Raw genomic sequence first — 19,901 nt, forward strand, 5'->3', positions numbered from 1 at the left:
CCAGCATGGCCCGCCTGTTTATCGCCGTGGAAACACCGCCGGCGATCGCGGCGCATCTGGTGGGCATCGTGCCGGCGGCAAGCGGCATCCGCCCCACGCCAGCTGCGCAGGTGCACCTGACCTTGCGTTTCCTGGGTGAGTGCGATGCGGAGCAGGCCGGACGCATCACCGCCGCGCTCGACACGCTGGCTGCCGAGGATTTCACGCTGCGCGTGACCGGCGCCGGACGCTTCCGCGGCCAGCAGGGCAGCGTGCTGTGGGCCGGCCTTGCGCCGTGCCCCGCGCTCGACGCGCTCCATGCGGCCGTGACCGATGCCCTGCAGGCCGCAGGCATCGCGCCCGAGCGGCGCCATTTCCGCGCCCACCTGACGATTGCGCGGTGCCGCCCGGCCGTTCCCGACGCGATGCTGCGCGACTGGGTTGCTGCGCATCGGGAGCTAGCCTTGCCCCCTTGGCAAGCGCGGTGCTTCGTCCTGTTCGAGAGCCGCCTGGACCGGCACGGTGCCACGCACTTGCCAATCGGCACATGGCCGCTCATCGACCCCGGCGACACGCACACGACGGCAAGCGTACCCGTTTCTGCGTGAATGGGATCCGCCCCGCCGCAGCGCGAAAGCGGCGCAAGCGCTACCCCTCAAAAGTCTGTGCTCAAGTTTCGCCACAGAATGCCGAAGCCCATGCCATGAGTCTTGCCGTCCAATGGAGCGTCCCCTTAATATGCGGCGCTCGGGCCGCAAGCCGATCCTGCCGCGGCGCCCCTGCCAACGCGCGGTGCTGCCACTCTGATGTTGCGTGATTCCATGAGCTTCCAAGATTCCTCCGAGTCCACCCAAGCCGGTTCCGGCCGGCAAGACGAAACCGACACGGAGGCCGGCGCGGCGCAGCCTGACGAGCGCTACCGCCTGACCCATACCTCGCAGATCGGCACGGTGCTGCGGGACCTGTCCTGGCAGAAGTGCCTGATCACGGTGCGCACGCGCACGGGCCATCAGTTCGTGACCTCGGTGCTGCACATGGATCCGGTCAACCGCACCTTTATCTTCGACTGGTGCAACGCCGATGCCGAGCGCCACGCGCTGATGACCTCGGACGAGAACGCGTTCTCCGGCTTGTTGCGCGGCGTGCCGGTCAACTTCATGGTCGGCAGGCCGTCGGCCACGCGCTACGAGGAAGGCCCGGCCTTCATCGTGGAGTTTCCCGAGAAGCTCTACCACTTCCAGCGCCGCCGCCATTTCCGCGCGCGCACGCTGGTGACCAAGGGCTACCGCTGCGAGATCCGCAACCCGGACAACAGCGTGCTGGCGCTGGACATCGCCGATCTGTCGCTGTCTGGCGTGGGCCTGCGTTCCAGGACCGTGGGCGTGGACAAGCTGCCGGTCGGCACCATGGTGAGCCGCTGCCGGCTGGACTTCCGCGAGCTGGGCAAGCTCGACGTCGACCTGCAGGTCGTGGGCCACTGGCTGGTCGGCAACGACGACAGCGCCATTCACCACTACGGCTGCGCCTTTGTCAGCCCGGACGGCCGCATGGAGAACTTCCTGCAGAGGCTGGTGTTCTCGCTGGAGCTTGCGCACCGCGGCTGACGCGGGGGCGCGCTCGGTTTCCCCTCGCATCGCGGCATCGTGTCAGTGCGGCTTCAAGCCGCCAGATTCCATGCGGGCACGACGAGGAGTAAGATTCAAAGTGCCTCATAAAGCATCTAGCGTGCCGTGCAGTTGCATCGCCAACCTCATCGGCATAGCGTATCTATGTTTTGTAGATAACAGCAGGAGGCGAACATGGGACGGGAGTCCGAAATCAGCGGGAAGCTGCGCGTGCAATTGCGCCAGCATGGCGGGCTCGCCCTTGAGCATCGCAATCACGGCGTTGGCGTCGAGCGGGGATTTCCGCTTTGACAGCGCCGAAGTCCGGATCCGTCGGCACGGTGCAGCGGTGATCCTGGAGCCCGTCGCCCAAGACTGGGCGTGGCTGGCGCCTCTGCTCGGCCCCGTCGACGCGGATTTCGAGGCGGCTGTTGCCACACAGCCCGCCGAGCAGGAGCGTCCCGGCCTCGATGTGTTCGAATGAAGTACCCGGCCGAAGCCTGACCAAAACGCCTCCCGGCTGATCACGCGCTGATCACGCCGTGATCAGGCGCCCGATGGCCGCGGCGGCTTCGCGCATCGGCGGCAGCAGGCGCGACACCATCTCCGCCTCGGTCACCTTGGCCGCGCGCACGCTCACGCTGATGCCCGCCAGCACGATGCCGGCGGCCGAGCGCACCGGCACCGCGATCGCGCGCAGGCCGGGTTCCAGCTCTTCATCGACGATCACGTAGTCCAGCTCCCGCGCGCGCTCAAAGCAGCTTTCCAGTTCCTGGCGCGATACCTTGGTCTGCAGCGTGCGCGGGCGCAAGTCGGCATGCTCGAAGAAGCCGTCGAGCACCGACGGTGGCTGGTGCGCCAGCAGCAGGCGCCCGTTGGACGTGCAGTAGGCCGGCAGCCGGCTGCCCATGCCCAGCGAGTAATTGACCACGCGCTGCACTTCCGAGCGCACCAGGTACAGGATGTCGGTGCCGTCCAGGATGGCCAGCGTGCAGGTCTCGTGGATGCGCGCGCTCAGGTTGTCCAGGATCGGCTGCGACAGCGACACCAGCGACGTCGACGAGAAATACGCATGTCCCAGGTGCAGCACGCGCGGACGCAGCGCGAACTGGCCGTCCTGCTGGCTCACGTAGCCGAGCTGCTCGAGCGTGTACAGGCAGCGGCGCACCGACGCGCGCGACAGCTGCGTGCGCTGGGCCACCTGCGAGATCGTCAGCGGACGCTTGCGCTCGGAAAACGCTTCGAGCACGGTCAGCCCGCGCGCCAGCGACAGCATGAAGTTCGGATCGCCCGAGAAACTGCCGAGCAGGTCGGATTGCGGGCGGGCAACTCGGACCGAATCGGCCTGTGCCTGGCCGATGCCAAGGGGGCGGGTAGTCTCCATCTTGCGTGTCTTGTTCGATAATCGCGCAATCTTAAACGGAGTCGGCGCCGCGGGCCAGCGGTTTCGCTTTTGGGGTGCGTAGTTCAGCCGACCTGTTCGCGCAGCAAGGTTGTCATGCGCTGTGCCAGTGGCGAAAGATAGGCACCCGCGCGCGTCATCACGCCGATGCGCCGCCTCAAGTCCAGTTCATCGAGGCCCACGTCCAGCGGCCTGAGCCCCGGCATGATGGCTTCGACCTGGGCGCTGGAAACGCTCAGCATTGGCGTGCCGCGCACCAGCGCGAACAGCGACGCGGTACCGAAATCGACTTCGACGCGCAAGACAACGGCCGGCAGGCCACGCTGGCGGAAGGCCTCGTCGACCTGCTGGCGCAGCAGGATATGTCCTTCGGGCAGCAGCCATTCCTGCCCGGCCAGGTCCGCCAGGCTCAGGTTGCGCCGCTGCTGCAGCGGATGGGACTCGTCGGCCACCACGACCAGCTTGTCGTCGAACAGCGCTTCGATGGCAAAGGCATCGTTTGCCTGCCGCGGCACGGGTGCCACCACCAGGTCAAGCTCCCCAGCCGCGAGCAGGTCCATCAGGTCACGCGCAAGGCGGCGGCGCAGCTTCAGGCGTGCCACGGGCCGCTCCTTCATGAGCTGGCTGCACGCGCCCAGCACGATGGCATGTGGCAGCGACGGCGAATATCCGAGCCGCAGCACGCCCAGTTCGCCGCTGCGGATGCCTTGCATCTCCTTGAGTGCGTCTTCGTATTCCAGATGGATGCGGCGCGCACGTTCGATAAAGCGCCGGCCCGCGTGGGTCACGCTCATGCCGTTGGCCGTCCGCTCGAACAGCGGCAGGCCAGCCTGGGCTTCGACGCGCTGCACGGCCTTGGTCAGGGCGGGCTGGCTGATGCCCAATTGGTCCGCGGCCCGGCCGATCCCTCCGCAGCGTTCCACGGCAAGGATGTATTCAACGTCGCGTGTCTCCATACGGGCATTCCCATCGGTTATGGCTTTATAGCCGTTCCTGCATTGTGGTGATGTCGCCCATCTTACAGACTTAGCCCCAGGCAAGACGCAAAAACGAATACACGGAGACGCCCATGGGCTTTGCATACTTCCTGCGCCGCGCGGCGCGCTATTGGGGCGACCAGCCGGCCGTTCTTTACCGCGACCAGGTGTTGACCTATCGGCAGCTGGATGAGCGCTCCACGCGGCTCGCCAACGCGCTGATCGCGCTCGGGCTGCGCAAGGGCGACCGCGTGGCCGTGCAGTCGCGCAACCGCCCGGAACTGGTCGAGATCGAATGCGCGCTGTACAAGGCGGGGCTGGTGAAGGCCGCGCTGAACCCGCGTTTCACGGCTGCCGAAGCCTCTGACGTGGTGGACAACTGCAAGCCGCGCGTATTGATCGCGGGGCCCGGCTACACCGGCTACGCGTCCGCCACGCGCGGCTTCGGCTCGGTGGAGACCTTCATCGCCATCGGTGACGGCGCTTCAGGCTACGCGGGCTACGAGGCCCTGCTGGCACAGGCGGACACAGAACTGCCCGATATTGTGCCGGCAGCCGATGACCTTGCCGTCTTGCACTTCTCTTCCGGATCGACCGGCAAGATCAAGGCCGCCATGCAGAGCTACGGCAACCGGCTGGCGGCGCTGCGCAAGATGCTGATGAGCATGGACTGCCCGCCGCGCCCCGGCGATCGCCTGGCGCTGATCGGCCCCGTCACGCACGCCTCCGGCATGCTGATGCAGCCCTACCTGTACTGCGGCGCCACGCTGGTGCTGTTCGAGAAGTACGAGCCCGCGCACTTCCTTGCCGAAGTGGCGCGCCTGCGCATCACGCACGTGTTCATGGTGCCGGCCATGATCAACATGCTGCTGGCCGAGCCGTCTCTCGCCAGCGCGGACCTCAGCAGCCTGAAGACGCTCGCCTACGGCGCCGCGCCGATGGCCCCGGCGCGGATCCGCGAGGCGTGGGAACGCATTGGCCCGGTGCTGTCGCAAGGCTATGGCGCGAGCGAATCGACCTCGGGCGTCACGCGCCTGTCCATCGCCGACCACGCGCTGGCGATGGCGTCGTGCCCGGAAAGGCTGGCCTCTTGCGGCCGTGCATTAGGCGAGACCGAAGTGCGTGTGGTCGATGACCAGGGCCGCGAGGTCGACGTCGGCCAGATCGGCGAACTGGTGATCCGCGGCGAGGATGTCTTCCAGGGCTACTGGGGCGAGACCGCTCTGACGCAGGAGGTGCTGGTCGATGGCTGGTTGCGCACCGGCGACATGGCGCGTGTCGATGCGCAGGGCTACCTCTACCTGGTGGACCGCAAGAAGGACATGATCATTTCCGGCGGCTTCAACGTCTACCCGACCGAGGTTGAGGCCACGCTGTACCAGCACCCCGACGTGCTCGAAGCCTGCGTGATCAGCGTGCCCGACGACACCTGGGGCGAAAGCGTGAAGGCCGTGGTCACGCTGCGCCCGGGACGCGAGGCCAGCGCGCAGGCATTGATTGCCCATTGCCGCGAACGGATTGCCGACTACAAGTCGCCGCGTTCGGTCGACTTCGTCGATGAACTGCCCAAGAACGCCAGCGGCAAGCTGGCCCGCAAGCTCGTGCGCGAGCCGTACTGGCACGGCGCATCGCGCCGCGTGAACTGAGGAAAGCACCACCATGTTCGATACTCTGACCAATCCCGCGCTGCTTGAAACGCGCGCAGCCATCCGGCGCTTTATCGATGAAGAGCTGCGCCCGCTGGAGCGCGAACTCGGCCTTGGCTCGGAAGACCCGTGGCCCGTCGAGACCCTGCGCGGCGTGTGGCGCCGCTCCAGCGAGCTTGGTCTCTACGCCGCGTGCCTGCCTGAAGCGCTTGGTGGCAAGGGACTGAATATCGCCGAGCAGTGCGCGCTGAAGGCGGACCTCGCGGCCAGCGGCTGCACACTGGCGCCACATGTGCTGGGCGACCTCGGCGGGCCGCCGCGCGTGGGCAATATGCTCAAGTACGCCACGCCGGATCAACTCCAACGCTACTTCCGTCCCGTGATCCGCGGCGAGAAGTCGACGTGCTTCGCGCTCACCGAAACGCATTCGGGCTCCGATGCGCAAAGCATCGCCACCACTGCCGTAGCGGATGGCGATGAACTCGTGATCAACGGCGGCAAGCACTACATCAGCGGGGCGCCGTTCGCCGACTTCGCCATCGTCATGTGCGTGACCGACGCGAGCGTGTCGCCGCCGGCCATCAGCGCCGTGCTGGTCGACCTCGACCTCCCGGGCGTGACGGTGACGCAGGCTTATGTGCCGATGTCGGGCCAGCATATCGACGCCGACATTGCCTTCGACAACGTGCGCGTGCCGCGCGCCAACATCCTCGGCGGCGAGGGCAATGGCTTCCGCCTCGGCATGTCGCGCATCAACGTCAACCGCCTGTTGCACTGCCCGACGATGCTCGGACTGGCGACACAGGCTTACCGGTCGTCGGTGGAATACGCGGGCCGCAGGCGCCAGTTCGGCGGACCGATCGCCCGCTTCCAGGCCATCCAGCACATGCTGGCCGACATGGCTGCGGCGCTGTGGGCTTGCGAATGCATGATCGCGCAGACCGCCGCGCTCGCCGATGCCGGCGCGGACCTGCGCATGAAGGCCGCCGCGTGCAAGCTGTTCGTGTCGGAGCGCTGCTTCGAGGTCGCCGACAAGGCCGTGCAGATCCACGGCAACGTGGGCGTGACGCGCGGCCATCCGGTCGAGCAGGCGTTCCGCAAGCTGCGCATGTTCCGCGTCTTCACCGGCACCAGCGAGATCCAGCGCAACACCATTGCAAAGGCGATTCTCGAACCGGCACCGGCGGCGGCGTAAGCCGCGTTGCGCGGCCCGCCAGCTTCATCCCAAACGACATCAGGCGGCGCTGGACACGGCGCCCGCCACGGAGACAACCATGAACCGCCGACAATGGCTTGCCACGGCAGGCGCAGCCGCCGTGAGTTCCGTGCTGGCACCGGTGCGCGCGGCGACCGCCGCGACCGCCGCGACCGCCGCTTATCCCAACCGCCCGATCCGGCTGATCGTTCCTTTCCTTGCGGGCAGTTCGCCCGACAACACGGCGCGGACCGTTTCGGCCGAACTCGGCGCGCGGCTCGGCCAGCCCCTGGTGGTCGAGAACATGCCCGGCGCAGGCGGCATCATCGGCGCCAATGCGCTCAAGCGCGCCGCCGCCGACGGCTACACCATCGGCTTGCTGGCGAATACGCATGTCATCAACGTGCATATGTACCGGCAGCCGCCGTACGATCCGGCGCACGACTTCACCGCGATTTCTGCCATTTCGGGCGGCCCGACCGCGCTGGTGGTGCCGGCGGACTCGCCCTACAAGACCGCGTCCGAACTGATCCAGGCGATGAAGAAGGCGCCGGGCAAGTTCAACTACGGCTCGGGCGGCAAGGGCAGCATCGCGCATCTTGCGGTCGAGGCGCTGTTGCACCAGGCCGGCTGCGAGGCCGTGCATGTCCCGTACAAGGGCGCGCCGGAAATCCTCTCGGCGATGCTGAGCCACCAGACCCAGTTCGGCATGCCGGTGCTGGCCACTGCCACGCAGTACCTGCGCAACGGGCAGGTGCGTGCGCTGGCGGTGTCTTCGTCCTCGCGCTCGCCGTTCTTTCCCCACGTGCCGACGCTGGCCGAGGTGCTGCCGCCAGGGTTTGCCATCGACAACTGGAGTGGCTTGTTCGCGCCAGCGCATTTCCCCGCGGAGCTGACGCAACGCCTGTTCAACGCCGTGACCGAACTGCAGTCCGGAAAGCGCCTGGAAGCGCAGGTAAAAGCCAACGCCGGCGAAGTGCGCCGCAGCGCCTCGCCGGCGCAGTTCCAGGCCATGGTCGCCGCCGACACGGCGCGCTACGCGGCGCTGATGCGCTCCATCGGCATGAATGGCGATGCCAGCTGAATCCGGGAGAGCTGCGATGAAACCAGAGTGGTCCTGCCTCAAGGACGTGAAGATCCTCGATGTCAGCCAGCTATTGCCCGGCCCGCACGCGACCAGCCTGCTGATGCAGCTCGGTGCCGACGTGATCAAGGTAGAGCAGCCAGGCACGGGCGATACCTCGCGGCAGCTCGGCAAGGCGGTGTTTGCGCAGTTCAATCGCGGCAAGCGTTCAGTGGCGCTCGATTTGAAGACTGCCGAAGGCCGCGAGGCTTTCCTGGCGCTGGCGCGCGAGGCCGATGCGGTAGTCGAGGGCTTCCGCCCGGGCGTGATGCGTCGGCTCGGGCTGGACTACGCGGCGCTGGCCGAGGTGAATCCCGCTATCGTGCTGTGCTCGATCTCCGGCTTTGGCCAGGAAGGACCTTACGCGGACCATGCCGGTCATGACCTGAACTACCTGGCGCTGGCGGGCTACTGGTCGGTGCCGGTACAGGTGCATGACAAGGTGTCGCGGCCACGCGCGCGGATCTCCGACTATGCCGCCTCGGGCTACGCCGCGCTGTCGCTGGCCGTGGCCATCATGAGTGCGCGCGCCAGCGGCCATGGGCAGCATCTCGACGTGTCGATCCACGACGCAATCCTGTCGTGGACCGCGCAAGGGGCATGGGCCGCACGCGACTACGCGGACCATCCTGCCGACGCGCCGATGGTGATGCCGGACAATGACCTGTTCGAGACGCGCGACAGTCGCCACCTCGCGCTTGGCATCCTGGAAAACAAGTTCTGGACGAACCTGTGCGAAGCCATGGGCGCGGAATTCCCGGCACTGCGCGATGCGCGCTTTGCAGTGCGTGCCGGCCGCCAGCAGCACAAGCGCGAGGTGCATCGCCTGCTCCAGGACATGTTCCGCACGCGCACGCTGGCAGCATGGGCGCAGGTGTTCGCGACCCTGGATGTACCGTTCTCGCCGTCGCTGGAGGCGCGGGCATTGTTCGACGATCCACACATCCAGGCACGCGGACTGATTCGCCACTTGCCGCAAGAGGACGCGATCGCGCTGCGGTTTCCGGTGAAATTCTCGCTGGGACTGCCGGATGCCGATGACACGGTACCGCCGCTGGGGGCCGTCGGGGACTGATTACTTGCTTGTGGCGCGAATTGCTAAGTCAATGGCGCCTTTTGTGATCTTCGCAGTCTCCGATGCCCTTACGATCGAGGCAGAGCTTTCGCCAGCTGGCACGGAGACCGATGGAACTCAACGACTCGTTCATCACCGGACTACGACAGAAATGTCCACGACGTCGGATGCCAAGGGCAACCTCATGACATCCCGATGAATACCCCGTCCATGCCGGCATCAGGCGAAACGGCGCACACAGAACCCATGCCGGGTGTTGCTGCCATGGCTGCCGTCGTTGCCGGATTGTCGATGCTCGGGCAATTCGCCATTGCGAGCTATTTGCCTGCCTTCCCGGTCATTGCCGATGACATGCACGTCACCGGTGAGCAGGTGCAGCAGTCACTGACCGCCTATCTGCTGCCGTTCGTGCTGATGATGCCTTGGCACGGCGCCATCTCCGACGCCCTCGGCCGGCGGCGGATGATCCTGCTCGGCTGCGCGCTGTTCACGCTGGGATCCCTGGTCTGCGCGGGTGCCACCGGCATCTGGGGGCTTCACGTCGGGCGGGCCTTGCAAGGCGGCAGCGCCGGCATTGGCGTGATCGTGGGCCGCGCGATGGTCAGGGATGTTTTCCACGGCATCAAGGCGCAGAAGGTCATGGCACTCGTCGCCATGATCTTCGCACTCGGGCCGGCCCTTGCACCGGTCTGCGGCGGCTGGCTATTGCTGTGGATCGGTTGGCGCAGCATCTTCGTTTTCCTGGCGCTCGTGTCCGCATCGCTGCTTGCCGCCTGCTGGCTATGGGTCCCGGAGACCTTGCCGCGCGCGCGCCGGCATCCGCTCGATCCCATGTCGCTCGCTCGCGCCTATGGGAACATGCTGGCACATGGCCGCTTCATCGCCCTGGCGCTCGCCAATGCCGGCGTCAATGTTGCCATCTACGTCTACGTCTTTACCGCTCCGCGCTTTGTGACGCAGTATCTCGGACTGGGCGCGCAATCCTTCGGCTGGGTATTCATCCCGATCGTGGCAGGCATTCTCTTCGGGGCACTGGCATCGCATCGCATCGCCGGCCGGGTCCGTCCGGAGCAAAGCGTGTGGATCGGGCATGCCATCATGCTGCTGGCCGGAGCCTTCAACATCGCCGTATGCGCCTTGCACGCCCCCGCCATGCCCTGGGCACTGGTTGCACTGCCGGTCTTTGCGGCCGGGATGACCGTCACGCAACCCAGTCTGCAACTTCTGGCGCTCGATTGCTTTCCCATGCGGCGCGGGCTGGCGTCCAGCGGTTATGTCACGACCCAGCAGTTCGGCAATCTGCTCTTGTCGGCGCTGCTGGTCCCGCTACTGGACTCCCCGGTCAAGATTGCGATCTGCATGGCGGGGTTGCAGCTGTTCGGCCTGGTCATGTTCCTGGCTTCGCAACGTTGGCGGGTCGCAGTTTCTCCGTAATTCGACGCGGTCGCCGTACGGTCACATTCGAGTGGTTCGCCATCCCCGTTCAACGGTGCGCAGTGCCGCGGTTGTCAGTGACCGCCCTACATCGATGACCGGTGGCTTGGTATAGAACGAAATCATGGTCGTTCCTCATACCGATTGGCACTTCAGGAGAATTGAGATGGCGGACCAGAAACAGTACCCGGACACCGACCCGCGACATCACGCGCTCAAGATCAAGTCAATGTTGGAAGCGGCGCTGCAGCATATGCGTTCGGATGTCGGAAAGGTCACAGATCCAAAAGCCCAGGCCTTGTTCGAAACGTCAGCGGAAGTGCTGAACGGCCTGGTTGCCGCGTACGAGCATTTCGAGCAGCGGAGCGAGCCGGCGTGGCGGTAGCCGAAGCTGCGTAGACCGGATCAGACTGCCGACGTGGCAGCGGCCACACGGTGGCTTGGTTGTTTGCGGACCCGAGGGATATGCTGCAGTCGTGGGCAACTTTTTCAAGGGGAAGCCAATGAAGCCTCTAGTCCCTCATCAGCCGCACCACGGTGCCAAATACTATCTGGGCTTCGCAGGTGCCATGCTGGTGATTGCCATGGTTTATACCCTGTTTACCCTGGCGTCCGCCGGCACCTGAACGTGACGGAACGCTGGCCGCCACGATCGCACGCCTCCTGTCTCAGAGTTTCTGCAGCGCGGCCAGCGCGAAGATCTTCGCCCAGCGCCGCGCATGCGTGCGCGTGGGCATGGGAATGTGCCAGAGCGGCCGGGCATTGTGCTGGAGCCGCAGGGCCAGCGCCCAGCCACCTGCGTCGGATACCGGTTCCGCGCCGGCGATGTCGGCGAAGATGAAGCGCGATTGCGCGTCGCCGAGCGTCACCGTGCCCAGCTTGCGTTCCGCATCGACGCGCAGGCTGCCCCACGTGCCGTCGAGCGACAGGATGCGCTCGCCCTGGATGCGCACGCCATGAACGGCGCGCCAGCGCCGCACGCCGTCGGCGACTAATGCCGCCAGCAGGGCCATGGCGAGCGCAACGGCGCCAGCGCCCACTAGGGTGCCGAACGCGGCGGCGACGGCATGGTAGAGACGAACGTACCCGTAGATCAGGGCACCGATGAGGGCAAGGCCGAGCAGGATAAAGGGCACGTACGGTTCCGGCGCGTGCCGGGCGCGCTGCCCGGCCATCAAAGCAGCGATTCTACCGGCGACCCGAGCAGTCGCCGGTGTGCCCGCCCCGCCGATCAGAACTTGTGCCGCAGGCCCTGCGCCAGGCTGTTGGCATAGAAGGTCGCCAGCGATTCGGGCATCAGGCCGGCGTCTTCGCATAGGCCGTGGCCAGGTAGCCCTTGCGCGTTATGCCTTGCGCGCCCTGAGAAACCTGAAGAACTCCACGCCTTCCTGCAAGCGCCGCTTCATCATGTCCCAGCTCATCAGCATCTCGCGCACGATTTCCCAGATCTTCGATGGCCGGAAATAGAAGCGCTTATAGAATTCCTCGACGCCAAGATAGATCTCTTCACGCGACAGGTGCGGGTAGCCGATGGTCGAAGCCTGGGTGCCGGCGTCGTTAAGCAGGGTGATGACCTTGCTGTCGTTGAGCCATCCGTTCTCGACCGCCTGCTTGTGAAGGACCGTACCCGGATAGGGCGCCGCGAGTGACACCTGGATGGTGTGAGGATTGATCTCCTTCGCGTATTCGATCGTCTTCTTGATGGTCTCGTGTGTCTCGCCCGGGAGCCCGAGAATGAACGTGCCGTGGATCTTGATGCCGAGCTTGCGGCAGTCGTCGCTGAAGCGGCGCGCCATATCGGTACGCAAGCCTTTTTTGACGTTGACTAGGATCTGGTCGTCGCCGGATTCGTAGCCCACCAGCAGCAGCCGCAACCCGTTCTCCTTCATCACCTTGAGCGTGGAGTAAGGCACATTGGCCTTGGCATTGCACGACCACGTCACCCCCAGCTTGCCCAGGCCACGGGCGATCTCCTCTGCTCTTGGCCTGAGGTCGGTAAAGGTGTCGTCGTCGAACATGATCTCCTTGACCTCAGGCATGTTGTCCCGGATCCACTTCACTTCTTCGAGAACGTTGTCGACCGAACGGGTCCGATAACGATGTCCCCCGACTGTGTGCGGCCACAGGCAAAACGTGCACCGCGATTTGCAGCCGCGCCCCGTGTAGAGCGAGACATAAGGATGCTTGAGGTAGCCGCTGAAGTAATTCCTGGTCGTCAGGTTTCGCTTGTAGACCGGTGCAACAAACGGCAGTTGGTCCATGTCCTCAAGAATCGGCCGCGCCTCGTTGTGCATGATGGCGCCATCGGGCAGGCGATAGCTGAGCCCGAGGATTGATTCGAACGGCAGGCCTAGCGCAATATCCCGACAGGTGAAGTCGAATTCTTCGCGGCATACGAAGTCGAGTGCGTCGCTTGCGGTCAGTGAGCCGTGGGGATCCACGGCCACTTTGGCGCCGACCATGCCGATCAGGATATTGGGCTTGCGCCGCTTGAGGTGTTCCGCGAACTCGATGTCGCTCGGGAACGATGGAGAACTGGTATGGATGATGACCAGCTCATACGGCTCGGCAAGGTCCAGGGTCGCTTCCAGCGACAGGCCGTCCGCGGGCGCATCCACCAGGCGACTGTCCGGGACCAGCGCGGCGGGCTGGGCGAGCCACGTCGGATACCAGAAAGACCGGATCTCGCGCTTGGTCTGGAATCGCGAGCCCGCTCCCCCATCGAAGCCGTCATATGAAGGTGCCTGCAGGAACAGGGTTTTCATAAATGTCCTTCGAAGAAGGTAGTCGGATTGACTGCGATCGTCGCTGGTATGAAGTCGCGGAGCAGCGGCAATCACAGCGGGGCAGATGCGGCTCAGGAATATTACGCCTTGTGATCTCGGTATGGCGAGAAATTGGGTTCGTCGCCCGAATGCGGGATTGGCTTGTCGCTCTTGGCAAGCGCTGCTGTTTCGCCGGCGTAGCCGGCGAGTCACTTTTTGTCCGAGCGACAAAAAGTAACCAAAAAACGCGTTTGCTTGTCCTAGCGGACGAATATTGATCGTAGCGTGCGAGGGATTTCGTACGGGTATGAACTTCATAGACTGCCCGGCTGCCTGCCGCGTGGAGCGCAACCGTATGCAGGCTCTCGGGCAATGATTGAACCAGCCCCGAAACTGTCCGTGGCCCGACACTACCCGCGATATCGCATCATCGCCTTCGGCTGCTGCGCGGCTCAGTAGTCGGCAGGCGAGAGGACATCAACGGCACAGATGCTGGTGCTTCCGTTCCTTCTCTAGCCCTCCCTTCCCTTGGTTTTCACTGAGTGCGCGCAGCGCAGCCGTAGGCGTCCGACCGACGGAGCGGTTAGCAGGAGCCACTCCCAAACGCCCAGCCACACCATCCCTATCAGGAAAGCTTCCTCCCCAGCGTCTCGGGCACCATCGCCAAACCGAGCAATGAGATCAGGCCACACCCGATCAGGTAGAACGCCGGCGCATTAGGGCTCCCGGTCATATGGATCAATACGGTTGAAAACAACTGTGCGAAGCCGCCGAACACCGCGATGGCCACGTAGTACGTCACCGCCATGCCGGTGGCGCGCAGGCGCTGCGGCAGCACTTCGCTGACCAGCACCAGCGTGGCGGGCGAGGTCATCGCCATCGGGATCGCCAGGCAGCCGACCACCACCAGCAGGCAGGTCAGGGACGGGTAGGCATTGATCACGACGAAGGCGGGGTACGCCATCACCAGCAGCGCCAGGCGTGACCACCAGACGATGGTGCGGCGCCCGTAGCGGTCGCTCATCCAGCCGGCGATCGGGCCGAAGATCACCATCATGCCCGCCGCGACAAAGCCGGCCCACACTGCGTCGCCATGCGGGATGTTGAGCTGGAACGCGGCGTAGTTCGGCAAGTAATAGGCGATCAGGTGCACCGCAGCGGCCAGCCCGGTCATCAGCAGCACGCTGGCCACCAGTTCGCGCCAGTGCTGGCGTATCAGTTGCCAGCCGCCGGCAGCCGCTTTCTTGCGCGCCGGCGGCTCCAGCGTTTCTTCCAGCCGGCGGCGAATGACCTGGCCGACCGGGATCACCAGGATGCCGATCAGGAAGGCCACGCGCCAGCCCCAGTGCTCCAGCGCCGCCGGGCTCAGCGAATGGCTGAGCACCAGTGCCACCAGCGCGGCAAAGACGGCGGCAATACCCTGGCTGGCGGTCTGCCAGCTGGTATAGAAGCCGCGCGAACGCTCGTCCGCATACTCCATCAGCATGGCGGTGGCCGAGCCCATTTCGCCGCCGATGGCGAAGCCCTGCACCAGCCGCGCCACGATCATCAGGACCGGAGCCAGAATGCCGAGCTGGGCGTAGGGCGGCGTCACCACCAGGATCAGCGCGCTGAACGCCATCAGCCACATCGACAGCAGCACCGCCGGCTTGCGGCCGCGGCGGTCGGCATAGGCGCCGATCACCAGGCCGCCGAGTGGGCGCATCAGGTAGCCCGCGCCGAACGTGCCGAAGGACAGCAGCAGCTGGCCAAACGGATTGCCCACGGGAAAGTAGAGCGGAATGATCAGCATGGCGAAGAAGTTGTAGACGCCGGAGTCATACAGCTCCAGCGCCCCGCCGATGGTGATGGCCGTAATGGCCGACGCCTTCGACATGGGTTTCTTCTGGTCCGCGTCCTGGCCGGATACCGGCGGATGCAACGGTGCGGCCATGGTGGTGGGATCGAGGGGCATTGCTAATCTCCTGCCGCGGCAACCCAGTGCGTCATGTCCGGGTGCCGCGTTGTCTGAATCTGCATAGTTCTGCGAATCGCCGGTGTCCCGCCGCTGCGTCACTCCAGCCGGAATCCCGTCTGCTTGATGGCGAGCGCCCATTTCTTCTGCTCGGCGGCAATGAAGGTCCCGAACTGGTCCGGCGAACCGGGGGCAGCCGGCTCATACCCCTTGCTCGCCAGTTGCTGGCGCACGCCGGGCGCGTTCAGCGCCTTCTCGATCTCCTTGCCGAGCAGGGCCACGATGTCCTTCGGCGTGCCGGCCGGGGCGACCAGCCCGTACCATTCGCTCGCCTCGATGCCGGGGTAACCGGCCTCGGCCATGGTCGGGATCTCGGGGAACAGCGGCAGGCGCTGCTTGCTGGCCACCGCGATGCCCTTGAGCTGTCCGCCCTTTACGAACGGCATCACCGCCGGCACGCCGTGGAACATCATGTGGATATGGCCGCCCACCATGTCGGTGAGCGCCTGCGGGCCGCCCTTGTACGGCGCATGGACGATATCGACGCGCGCCATGTCCTTGAAGAGTTCGCTGACCACGTTCTGCTGCGTGCCCGGGCCGACCGATGCGTAGCTGAGCTTGCCCGGCTCCGCCTTCGCGCGGGCGACGAGATCCTTGACCGAGCCCGCGACGGACGGATTGACCACGAGCATGTAAGGCGAACTCGCCATCAGCCCGAGCGGCGCGAAGTCCTTGCCCAGGTCGAACGGCAGGTTCTTCTGCAGGCTCGCGTTGATGGCCATCGGCGCGCTGGCGACCAGCAGCGTGTAGCCGTCGGGCGCGGCCTTGGCTGCGGCACCGGCGCCGATATTGCCGGTTGCGCCGGGACGGTTGTCGACCACGAACTGCTGGCCCAGGCTGGCGCTCAGCTTCTCGGCCACGGTGCGGGTGACGGTATCGACGCCGCCGCCTGCCGGCCAGGGCACGATGATCTTGACCGGGCGGTTCGGGTAGCCGCCCTGGGCCAGGGCGCTGGCGGCACAGGCGGCAAGCGCAATGGCGCCAAGGGCACGGTGCAGTACGGATTTCATGGCTTGTCTCCTCGTTATCGTTGGATGGTCCCCACGCCGTCCTTGCAGCGCGAGGCCTCGCTACACCAGTCTGGTTCAGGCCGCCACAGTCGGCTTGATTTCTTCGTTGCGCACGCCGCTGCCGTCCCACTGCGCCTTCAGCCGTTCCCAGCGGGCGCCTACGGCGGCGAGGTTGCGTGCCTTGACGTGTCCATAGCCACGGATGTCCATCGGCAAGCGCGCGATCTCCAGCGCCAGCTCGAGGTTCTGCGCGGAGAGCTTCGGCAGCAGCGCCGCGATGCAGTCGCGGTACTGCGCGATCAGCGCGCGCTCTTCACGGCGCTCGGCGGTGTAGCCGAACGGGTCGAGCGCGGTGCCGCGCAGGCCCTTGAAGCGGGCCAGCAACGCGAACGCCTTGCGCACCCAGGGACCATAGGCAGCCTTGAGCGGCTCGCCGTCCTGGTTCTTCTTCGCGAACAGCGGCGGCGCCAGGTGATGCACCAGGCGGAAGTCGCCTTCGAACATCGACTCGATCTGCTTGCGGAACGCGGCGTCGGTGTGCAGGCGCGCCACTTCGTACTCGTCCTTGTAGGCCATCAGCTTGAACAGCGAACGCGCCACGGCTTCGGTTAGGCGGGTGCCGCCCGTGACGGTCTCGGCCTTCCTGACGCGGTCGACCAGGGACTCGTAGTGCGCGGCGTACGCGCGGTTCTGGTAGGCGGTGAGGAACTCGACGTGCCTGCCGAGCAAATCGTCCAGCGACGGCTTGCGCACGAACTGGATCACCTGCGCGTTGGCAGCCTTCAGCGGCACGCGCGACATGTCATGCGCGCACATCCGGCCCCATTCGAATGCGGCCTTGTTGCTGTCGACCTGCACGCCGTTGAGTTCGATGGCACGCATGAGTGCATCGTGCGACAGCGGCACGCGGCCCTTCTGCCACGCGTAGCCCAGCATCATCAGGTTGGCGTAGATCGACTGCCCCATGACCTGCTTGGCGACCTGCTCGGCATCGAAGCTGCCGAGGTTGTCGCTGCCGGCGGCCTGCGCAATGCGGCCAACGGCTTCCGCGGTCTGGGGGTCCCAGTCCGGATTGCGCACGAACGCGGCGGTCGGCGTGACATGGCTGTTGAGCACCACATAGGTCCGCTGCGGCGACATCGCGGCAAGCGAGGCCTTGCTGGCGGCCACCACCGTGTCGCAGGCGATCACCAGGTCGGCCATCGCCATGTCGACGCGGCTGGCGTGCAGCGCATCGGGACTCGCGGCGATCTGGATATGGCTCCAGGTCGAGCCACCCATCTGCGCCATGCCGGTGGCGTCCTGCGTGATCACGCCCTTGCCTTCCAGGTGCGCGGCCATGCCCAGCACGCCGCCGATCGTCACGATGCCGGTACCGCCGATGCCGGCCACGACGATGCGCTGCGGCGTGGCGGCATCGGGCAGCACGGGCATCGGGATGTCGGTCGGGACCGGCTGCTTCTTGCTGCCTGTCGACGGCTTCTTCAGCTGGCCGCCTTCGACGGTCACGAAGCTCGGGCAGAAGCCCTTGGTGCAGGAGAAGTCCTTGTTGCAGGTGTCCTGGTTGATCTTGCGCTTGCGGCCGAACTCGGTTTCCACCGGCTGCACGGCCAGGCAGTTGCTTTCCACGGAGCAGTCGCCGCAACCTTCGCACACCAGCTCGTTGATGACGACGCGCTTGGCGGGATCCGGCATGGTGCCGCGCTTGCGTTCGCGGCGCTTCTTGGTGGCACAGGTCTGGTCGTAGATGATGGCGGTCACGCCGCTCACTTCGCGCAGTTCGCGCTGCACGGCGTCGAGTTCATCGCGATGGCGCACCGTCACGCCTGCCGCCAGGTTGGCGACACCCTTGTACTTTTCCGGCTCGTCCGTGACCACCACGATCTGGCGGACGCCTTCGGCGTGCAGCTCGCGCGACATCGCGGGGACATCGAGTTCTCCGCCGTCCACCGGCTGGCCACCGGTCATCGCCACGGCGCTGTTGAACAGGATCTTGTAGGTCAGGTTCACGCCGGCGTGGATCGACTGGCGTATCGCCAGCAGGCCGGAGTGGTTGTACGTGCCGTCGCCCAGGTTGGCGAACATGTGCTTGCGCTTGCTGAACGGCGACTGGCCCATCCAGTGCACGCCTTCGCCGCCCATCTGCGACCACGACGTGGTCGAACGGTCCATCCAGACCACCATGCCGTGGCAGCCGATGCCGGCCGTCGCGATCGAGCCTTCCGGAACCTTGGTGCTGGTGTTGTGCGGGCACCCCGGGCAGAACCACGGCAGGCGGTCGGCGGCGCGCGAATCGCCCTGCGCGGTGGCGCGTTCCTTGGCCTCGATTTCCTGCAGGCGCACATCCATGCGCGCAGCCACGTCGGCGGGCACGCCAAGTGCCTTGAGGCGCTGCGCGATGGCCTTGGCGACCAGGGCCGGCGACAGGTCGGCCTTGGCGCGCAGCAGCCAGTCCTCGGCCGGCTTGCGGTGGCTCCATTCGCCACCGGCGCCGTCGGTGTGGTGGTACTTGCCGAACACGGCCGGGCGCGCGTCGGCGGAATAGTGGTAAAGCTCGTCCTTCAGCTGCTGTTCGATCAGCGGGCGCTTTTCCTCCACCACCAGCACTTCGCGCAGTCCGCGTGCAAAGTCGCGCACGCTGTCCGGCTCCAGCGGCCACACCACGCTGACCTTGTGGACGCGCACGCCCATCGCGCGGCAGGTCGCGTCGTCGAGCCCGAGGTCGAGCAGGGCCTGGCGCGTGTCGCTATAGGCCTTGCCGCTGGCGATGATGCCCAGGCGGTCGTGCGGGCCTTCGACCACGTTGCGGTTCAGCCGGTTGGCGCGCACGTAGGCGAGCGCCGCCGGCCACTTGAATTCCATCATGCGCGCTTCGGCGGCCAGAGGATCATCGGGCCAGCGGATATGCAGGCCGCCCTCGGGCATGGCGAAGTCTTCCGGCAGGAGGATGCGCGCGCGATCCGAGTCGGTGATGACCGACGCGCCCGATTCCACCACCTCCTGCACCGTCTTCATGCCGGCCCACAGGCCACTGAAGCGGCTCATAGCGAACGCATGGACGCCCAGGTCCAGGATGTCCTGCACATTCGACGGGAAGAACACCGGCAGGCCGCAGGCGATCAGCGTGTGGTCGCTCTGGTGCGCCAGCGTGCTGCTCTTGGACACGTGGTCGTCGCCGGCCAGCGCGATCACGCCGCCCAGGCGCGAGGTGCCGGCGAGGTTCGCGTGCTTGAGGGCATCGCCGCTGCGGTCGACGCCCGGCCCCTTGCCATACCAGATGCCGAACACGCCGTCGTACTTCTTGCTTTCCGCGTCGAAGTCGAGCTGCTGCGAACCCCACACGGCGGTCACGCCGAGTTCTTCGTTGACGCCGGGCTTGAACACCACGTGGTTGTCCGCCAAGTATTTCTTGGCCTGCCACATGGCCTGGTCATAGGTGCCGAGCGGCGAACCGCGATAGCCGGAAATGAATGCCGCGGTGTTGTGGCCGGCCAGCGCATCGCGCCGGCGCTGCAGCAACGGCAGTCGCACCAGCGCCTGCACGCCGCTCATGAAGGCGCGGCCGGATTCGAGCGCGTACTTGTCGTCGATCGACACGGCCTCCATGGCCTTCCGGGCTTCGTCGGGGAGTATTGGGGCGTTCATGGGACGGATTCAGCCTGTGTGTTGGTGGAGTA

The 19,901-nt window shown here is 65.9% G+C and carries 17 protein-coding genes; 10 read left to right on the forward strand and 7 right to left on the reverse strand.

The genetic code is table 11. The annotated features are described in order from the left end of the window. Positions 1-5: 5 nt before the first annotated feature. From thpR to ACIGJB_RS29185, 3 genes are all read left to right on the forward strand, one after another. Positions 6-587, forward strand: a complete 582-nt coding sequence (thpR, locus tag ACIGJB_RS29175) for an RNA 2',3'-cyclic phosphodiesterase (protein WP_483733401.1) — start codon at positions 6-8, stop codon at positions 585-587. A 213-nt stretch (positions 588-800) separates the two neighbouring features. After that, complete coding sequence (locus tag ACIGJB_RS29180; RefSeq protein ID WP_483733402.1) at positions 801-1,583, forward strand: flagellar brake protein; 783 nt, start codon at positions 801-803, stop codon at positions 1,581-1,583. Between the two features lie 262 nt (positions 1,584-1,845). Next, positions 1,846-2,067 (forward strand): antitoxin, encoded by a 222-nt coding sequence (locus ACIGJB_RS29185; protein ID WP_483733403.1) that lies wholly within the window; start codon positions 1,846-1,848, stop codon positions 2,065-2,067. A gap of 51 nt (positions 2,068-2,118) precedes the next feature. Here ACIGJB_RS29185 and ACIGJB_RS29190 read toward each other — a convergent pair whose 3' ends face one another. Then, positions 2,119-2,967 carry an IclR family transcriptional regulator domain-containing protein gene (locus tag ACIGJB_RS29190; protein ID WP_483733404.1) on the reverse strand — a complete coding sequence of 283 codons (849 nt, stop codon included), beginning with the start codon at positions 2,965-2,967 and terminating at the stop codon, positions 2,119-2,121. Between the two features lie 83 nt (positions 2,968-3,050). Further along, positions 3,051-3,941: a LysR family transcriptional regulator gene (locus ACIGJB_RS29195; RefSeq protein ID WP_483733405.1), complete on the reverse strand. Its 891-nt coding sequence runs from the start codon at positions 3,939-3,941 to the stop codon at positions 3,051-3,053. Between the two features lie 113 nt (positions 3,942-4,054). On the opposite strand from ACIGJB_RS29195, the gene ACIGJB_RS29200 reads away from it, so the two are divergent. The 7 genes from ACIGJB_RS29200 (at position 4,055) to ACIGJB_RS29230 (ending at position 11,061) form a co-directional block, all read left to right on the forward strand. Beyond that, positions 4,055-5,608 carry an acyl-CoA synthetase gene (locus ACIGJB_RS29200; RefSeq protein WP_483733406.1) on the forward strand — a complete coding sequence of 518 codons (1,554 nt, stop codon included), beginning with the start codon at positions 4,055-4,057 and terminating at the stop codon, positions 5,606-5,608. A 13-nt stretch (positions 5,609-5,621) separates the two neighbouring features. Continuing rightward, entirely contained in the window at positions 5,622-6,803 is a 1,182-nt protein-coding gene (locus tag ACIGJB_RS29205) for an acyl-CoA dehydrogenase family protein (protein ID WP_483733407.1), read from the forward strand. Positions 6,804-6,882: 79 nt separating this feature from the next. Further along, positions 6,883-7,887 (forward strand): tripartite tricarboxylate transporter substrate-binding protein, encoded by a 1,005-nt coding sequence (locus ACIGJB_RS29210; RefSeq protein ID WP_483733408.1) that lies wholly within the window; start codon positions 6,883-6,885, stop codon positions 7,885-7,887. A 16-nt stretch (positions 7,888-7,903) separates the two neighbouring features. Next, entirely contained in the window at positions 7,904-9,001 is a 1,098-nt protein-coding gene (locus ACIGJB_RS29215; protein WP_483733409.1) for a CaiB/BaiF CoA transferase family protein, read from the forward strand. Positions 9,002-9,265: 264 nt separating this feature from the next. Beyond that, positions 9,266-10,435 (forward strand): multidrug effflux MFS transporter, encoded by a 1,170-nt coding sequence (locus ACIGJB_RS29220; protein WP_483733410.1) that lies wholly within the window; start codon positions 9,266-9,268, stop codon positions 10,433-10,435. Positions 10,436-10,601: 166 nt separating this feature from the next. After that, positions 10,602-10,820, forward strand: a complete 219-nt coding sequence (locus ACIGJB_RS29225) for a hypothetical protein (RefSeq protein ID WP_483712867.1) — start codon at positions 10,602-10,604, stop codon at positions 10,818-10,820. A 118-nt stretch (positions 10,821-10,938) separates the two neighbouring features. Next, positions 10,939-11,061, forward strand: coding sequence for a hypothetical protein (locus ACIGJB_RS29230; RefSeq protein WP_483733411.1), 123 nt, complete (start codon positions 10,939-10,941; stop codon positions 11,059-11,061). A 42-nt stretch (positions 11,062-11,103) separates the two neighbouring features. Here the strand turns inward: ACIGJB_RS29230 and ACIGJB_RS29235 are convergent, their stop codons facing one another. The 5 genes from ACIGJB_RS29235 to ACIGJB_RS29255 all read right to left on the reverse strand — a co-directional run bounded on the left by ACIGJB_RS29235 (position 11,104) and on the right by ACIGJB_RS29255 (position 19,869). Continuing rightward, complete coding sequence (locus ACIGJB_RS29235) at positions 11,104-11,571, reverse strand: hypothetical protein (RefSeq protein WP_483733412.1); 468 nt, start codon at positions 11,569-11,571, stop codon at positions 11,104-11,106. A 207-nt stretch (positions 11,572-11,778) separates the two neighbouring features. Further along, entirely contained in the window at positions 11,779-13,200 is a 1,422-nt protein-coding gene (gene hpnJ / locus ACIGJB_RS29240) for a hopanoid biosynthesis associated radical SAM protein HpnJ (RefSeq protein ID WP_483733413.1), read from the reverse strand. 625 nt (positions 13,201-13,825) lie between these two features. Next, on the reverse strand, positions 13,826-15,154 hold the full coding sequence (locus ACIGJB_RS29245; RefSeq protein ID WP_483733414.1) for an MFS transporter: 1,329 nt from the start codon (positions 15,152-15,154) through the stop codon (positions 13,826-13,828). Between the two features lie 98 nt (positions 15,155-15,252). Continuing rightward, positions 15,253-16,224, reverse strand: a complete 972-nt coding sequence (locus tag ACIGJB_RS29250) for a tripartite tricarboxylate transporter substrate binding protein (RefSeq protein WP_483733415.1) — start codon at positions 16,222-16,224, stop codon at positions 15,253-15,255. 75 nt (positions 16,225-16,299) lie between these two features. Beyond that, positions 16,300-19,869 (reverse strand): indolepyruvate ferredoxin oxidoreductase family protein, encoded by a 3,570-nt coding sequence (locus ACIGJB_RS29255; RefSeq protein ID WP_483733416.1) that lies wholly within the window; start codon positions 19,867-19,869, stop codon positions 16,300-16,302. Between the last annotated feature and the right edge of the window lie 32 nt (positions 19,870-19,901).

It is taken from the genome of Cupriavidus sp. C2SS-8b, from assembly GCF_057073745.1.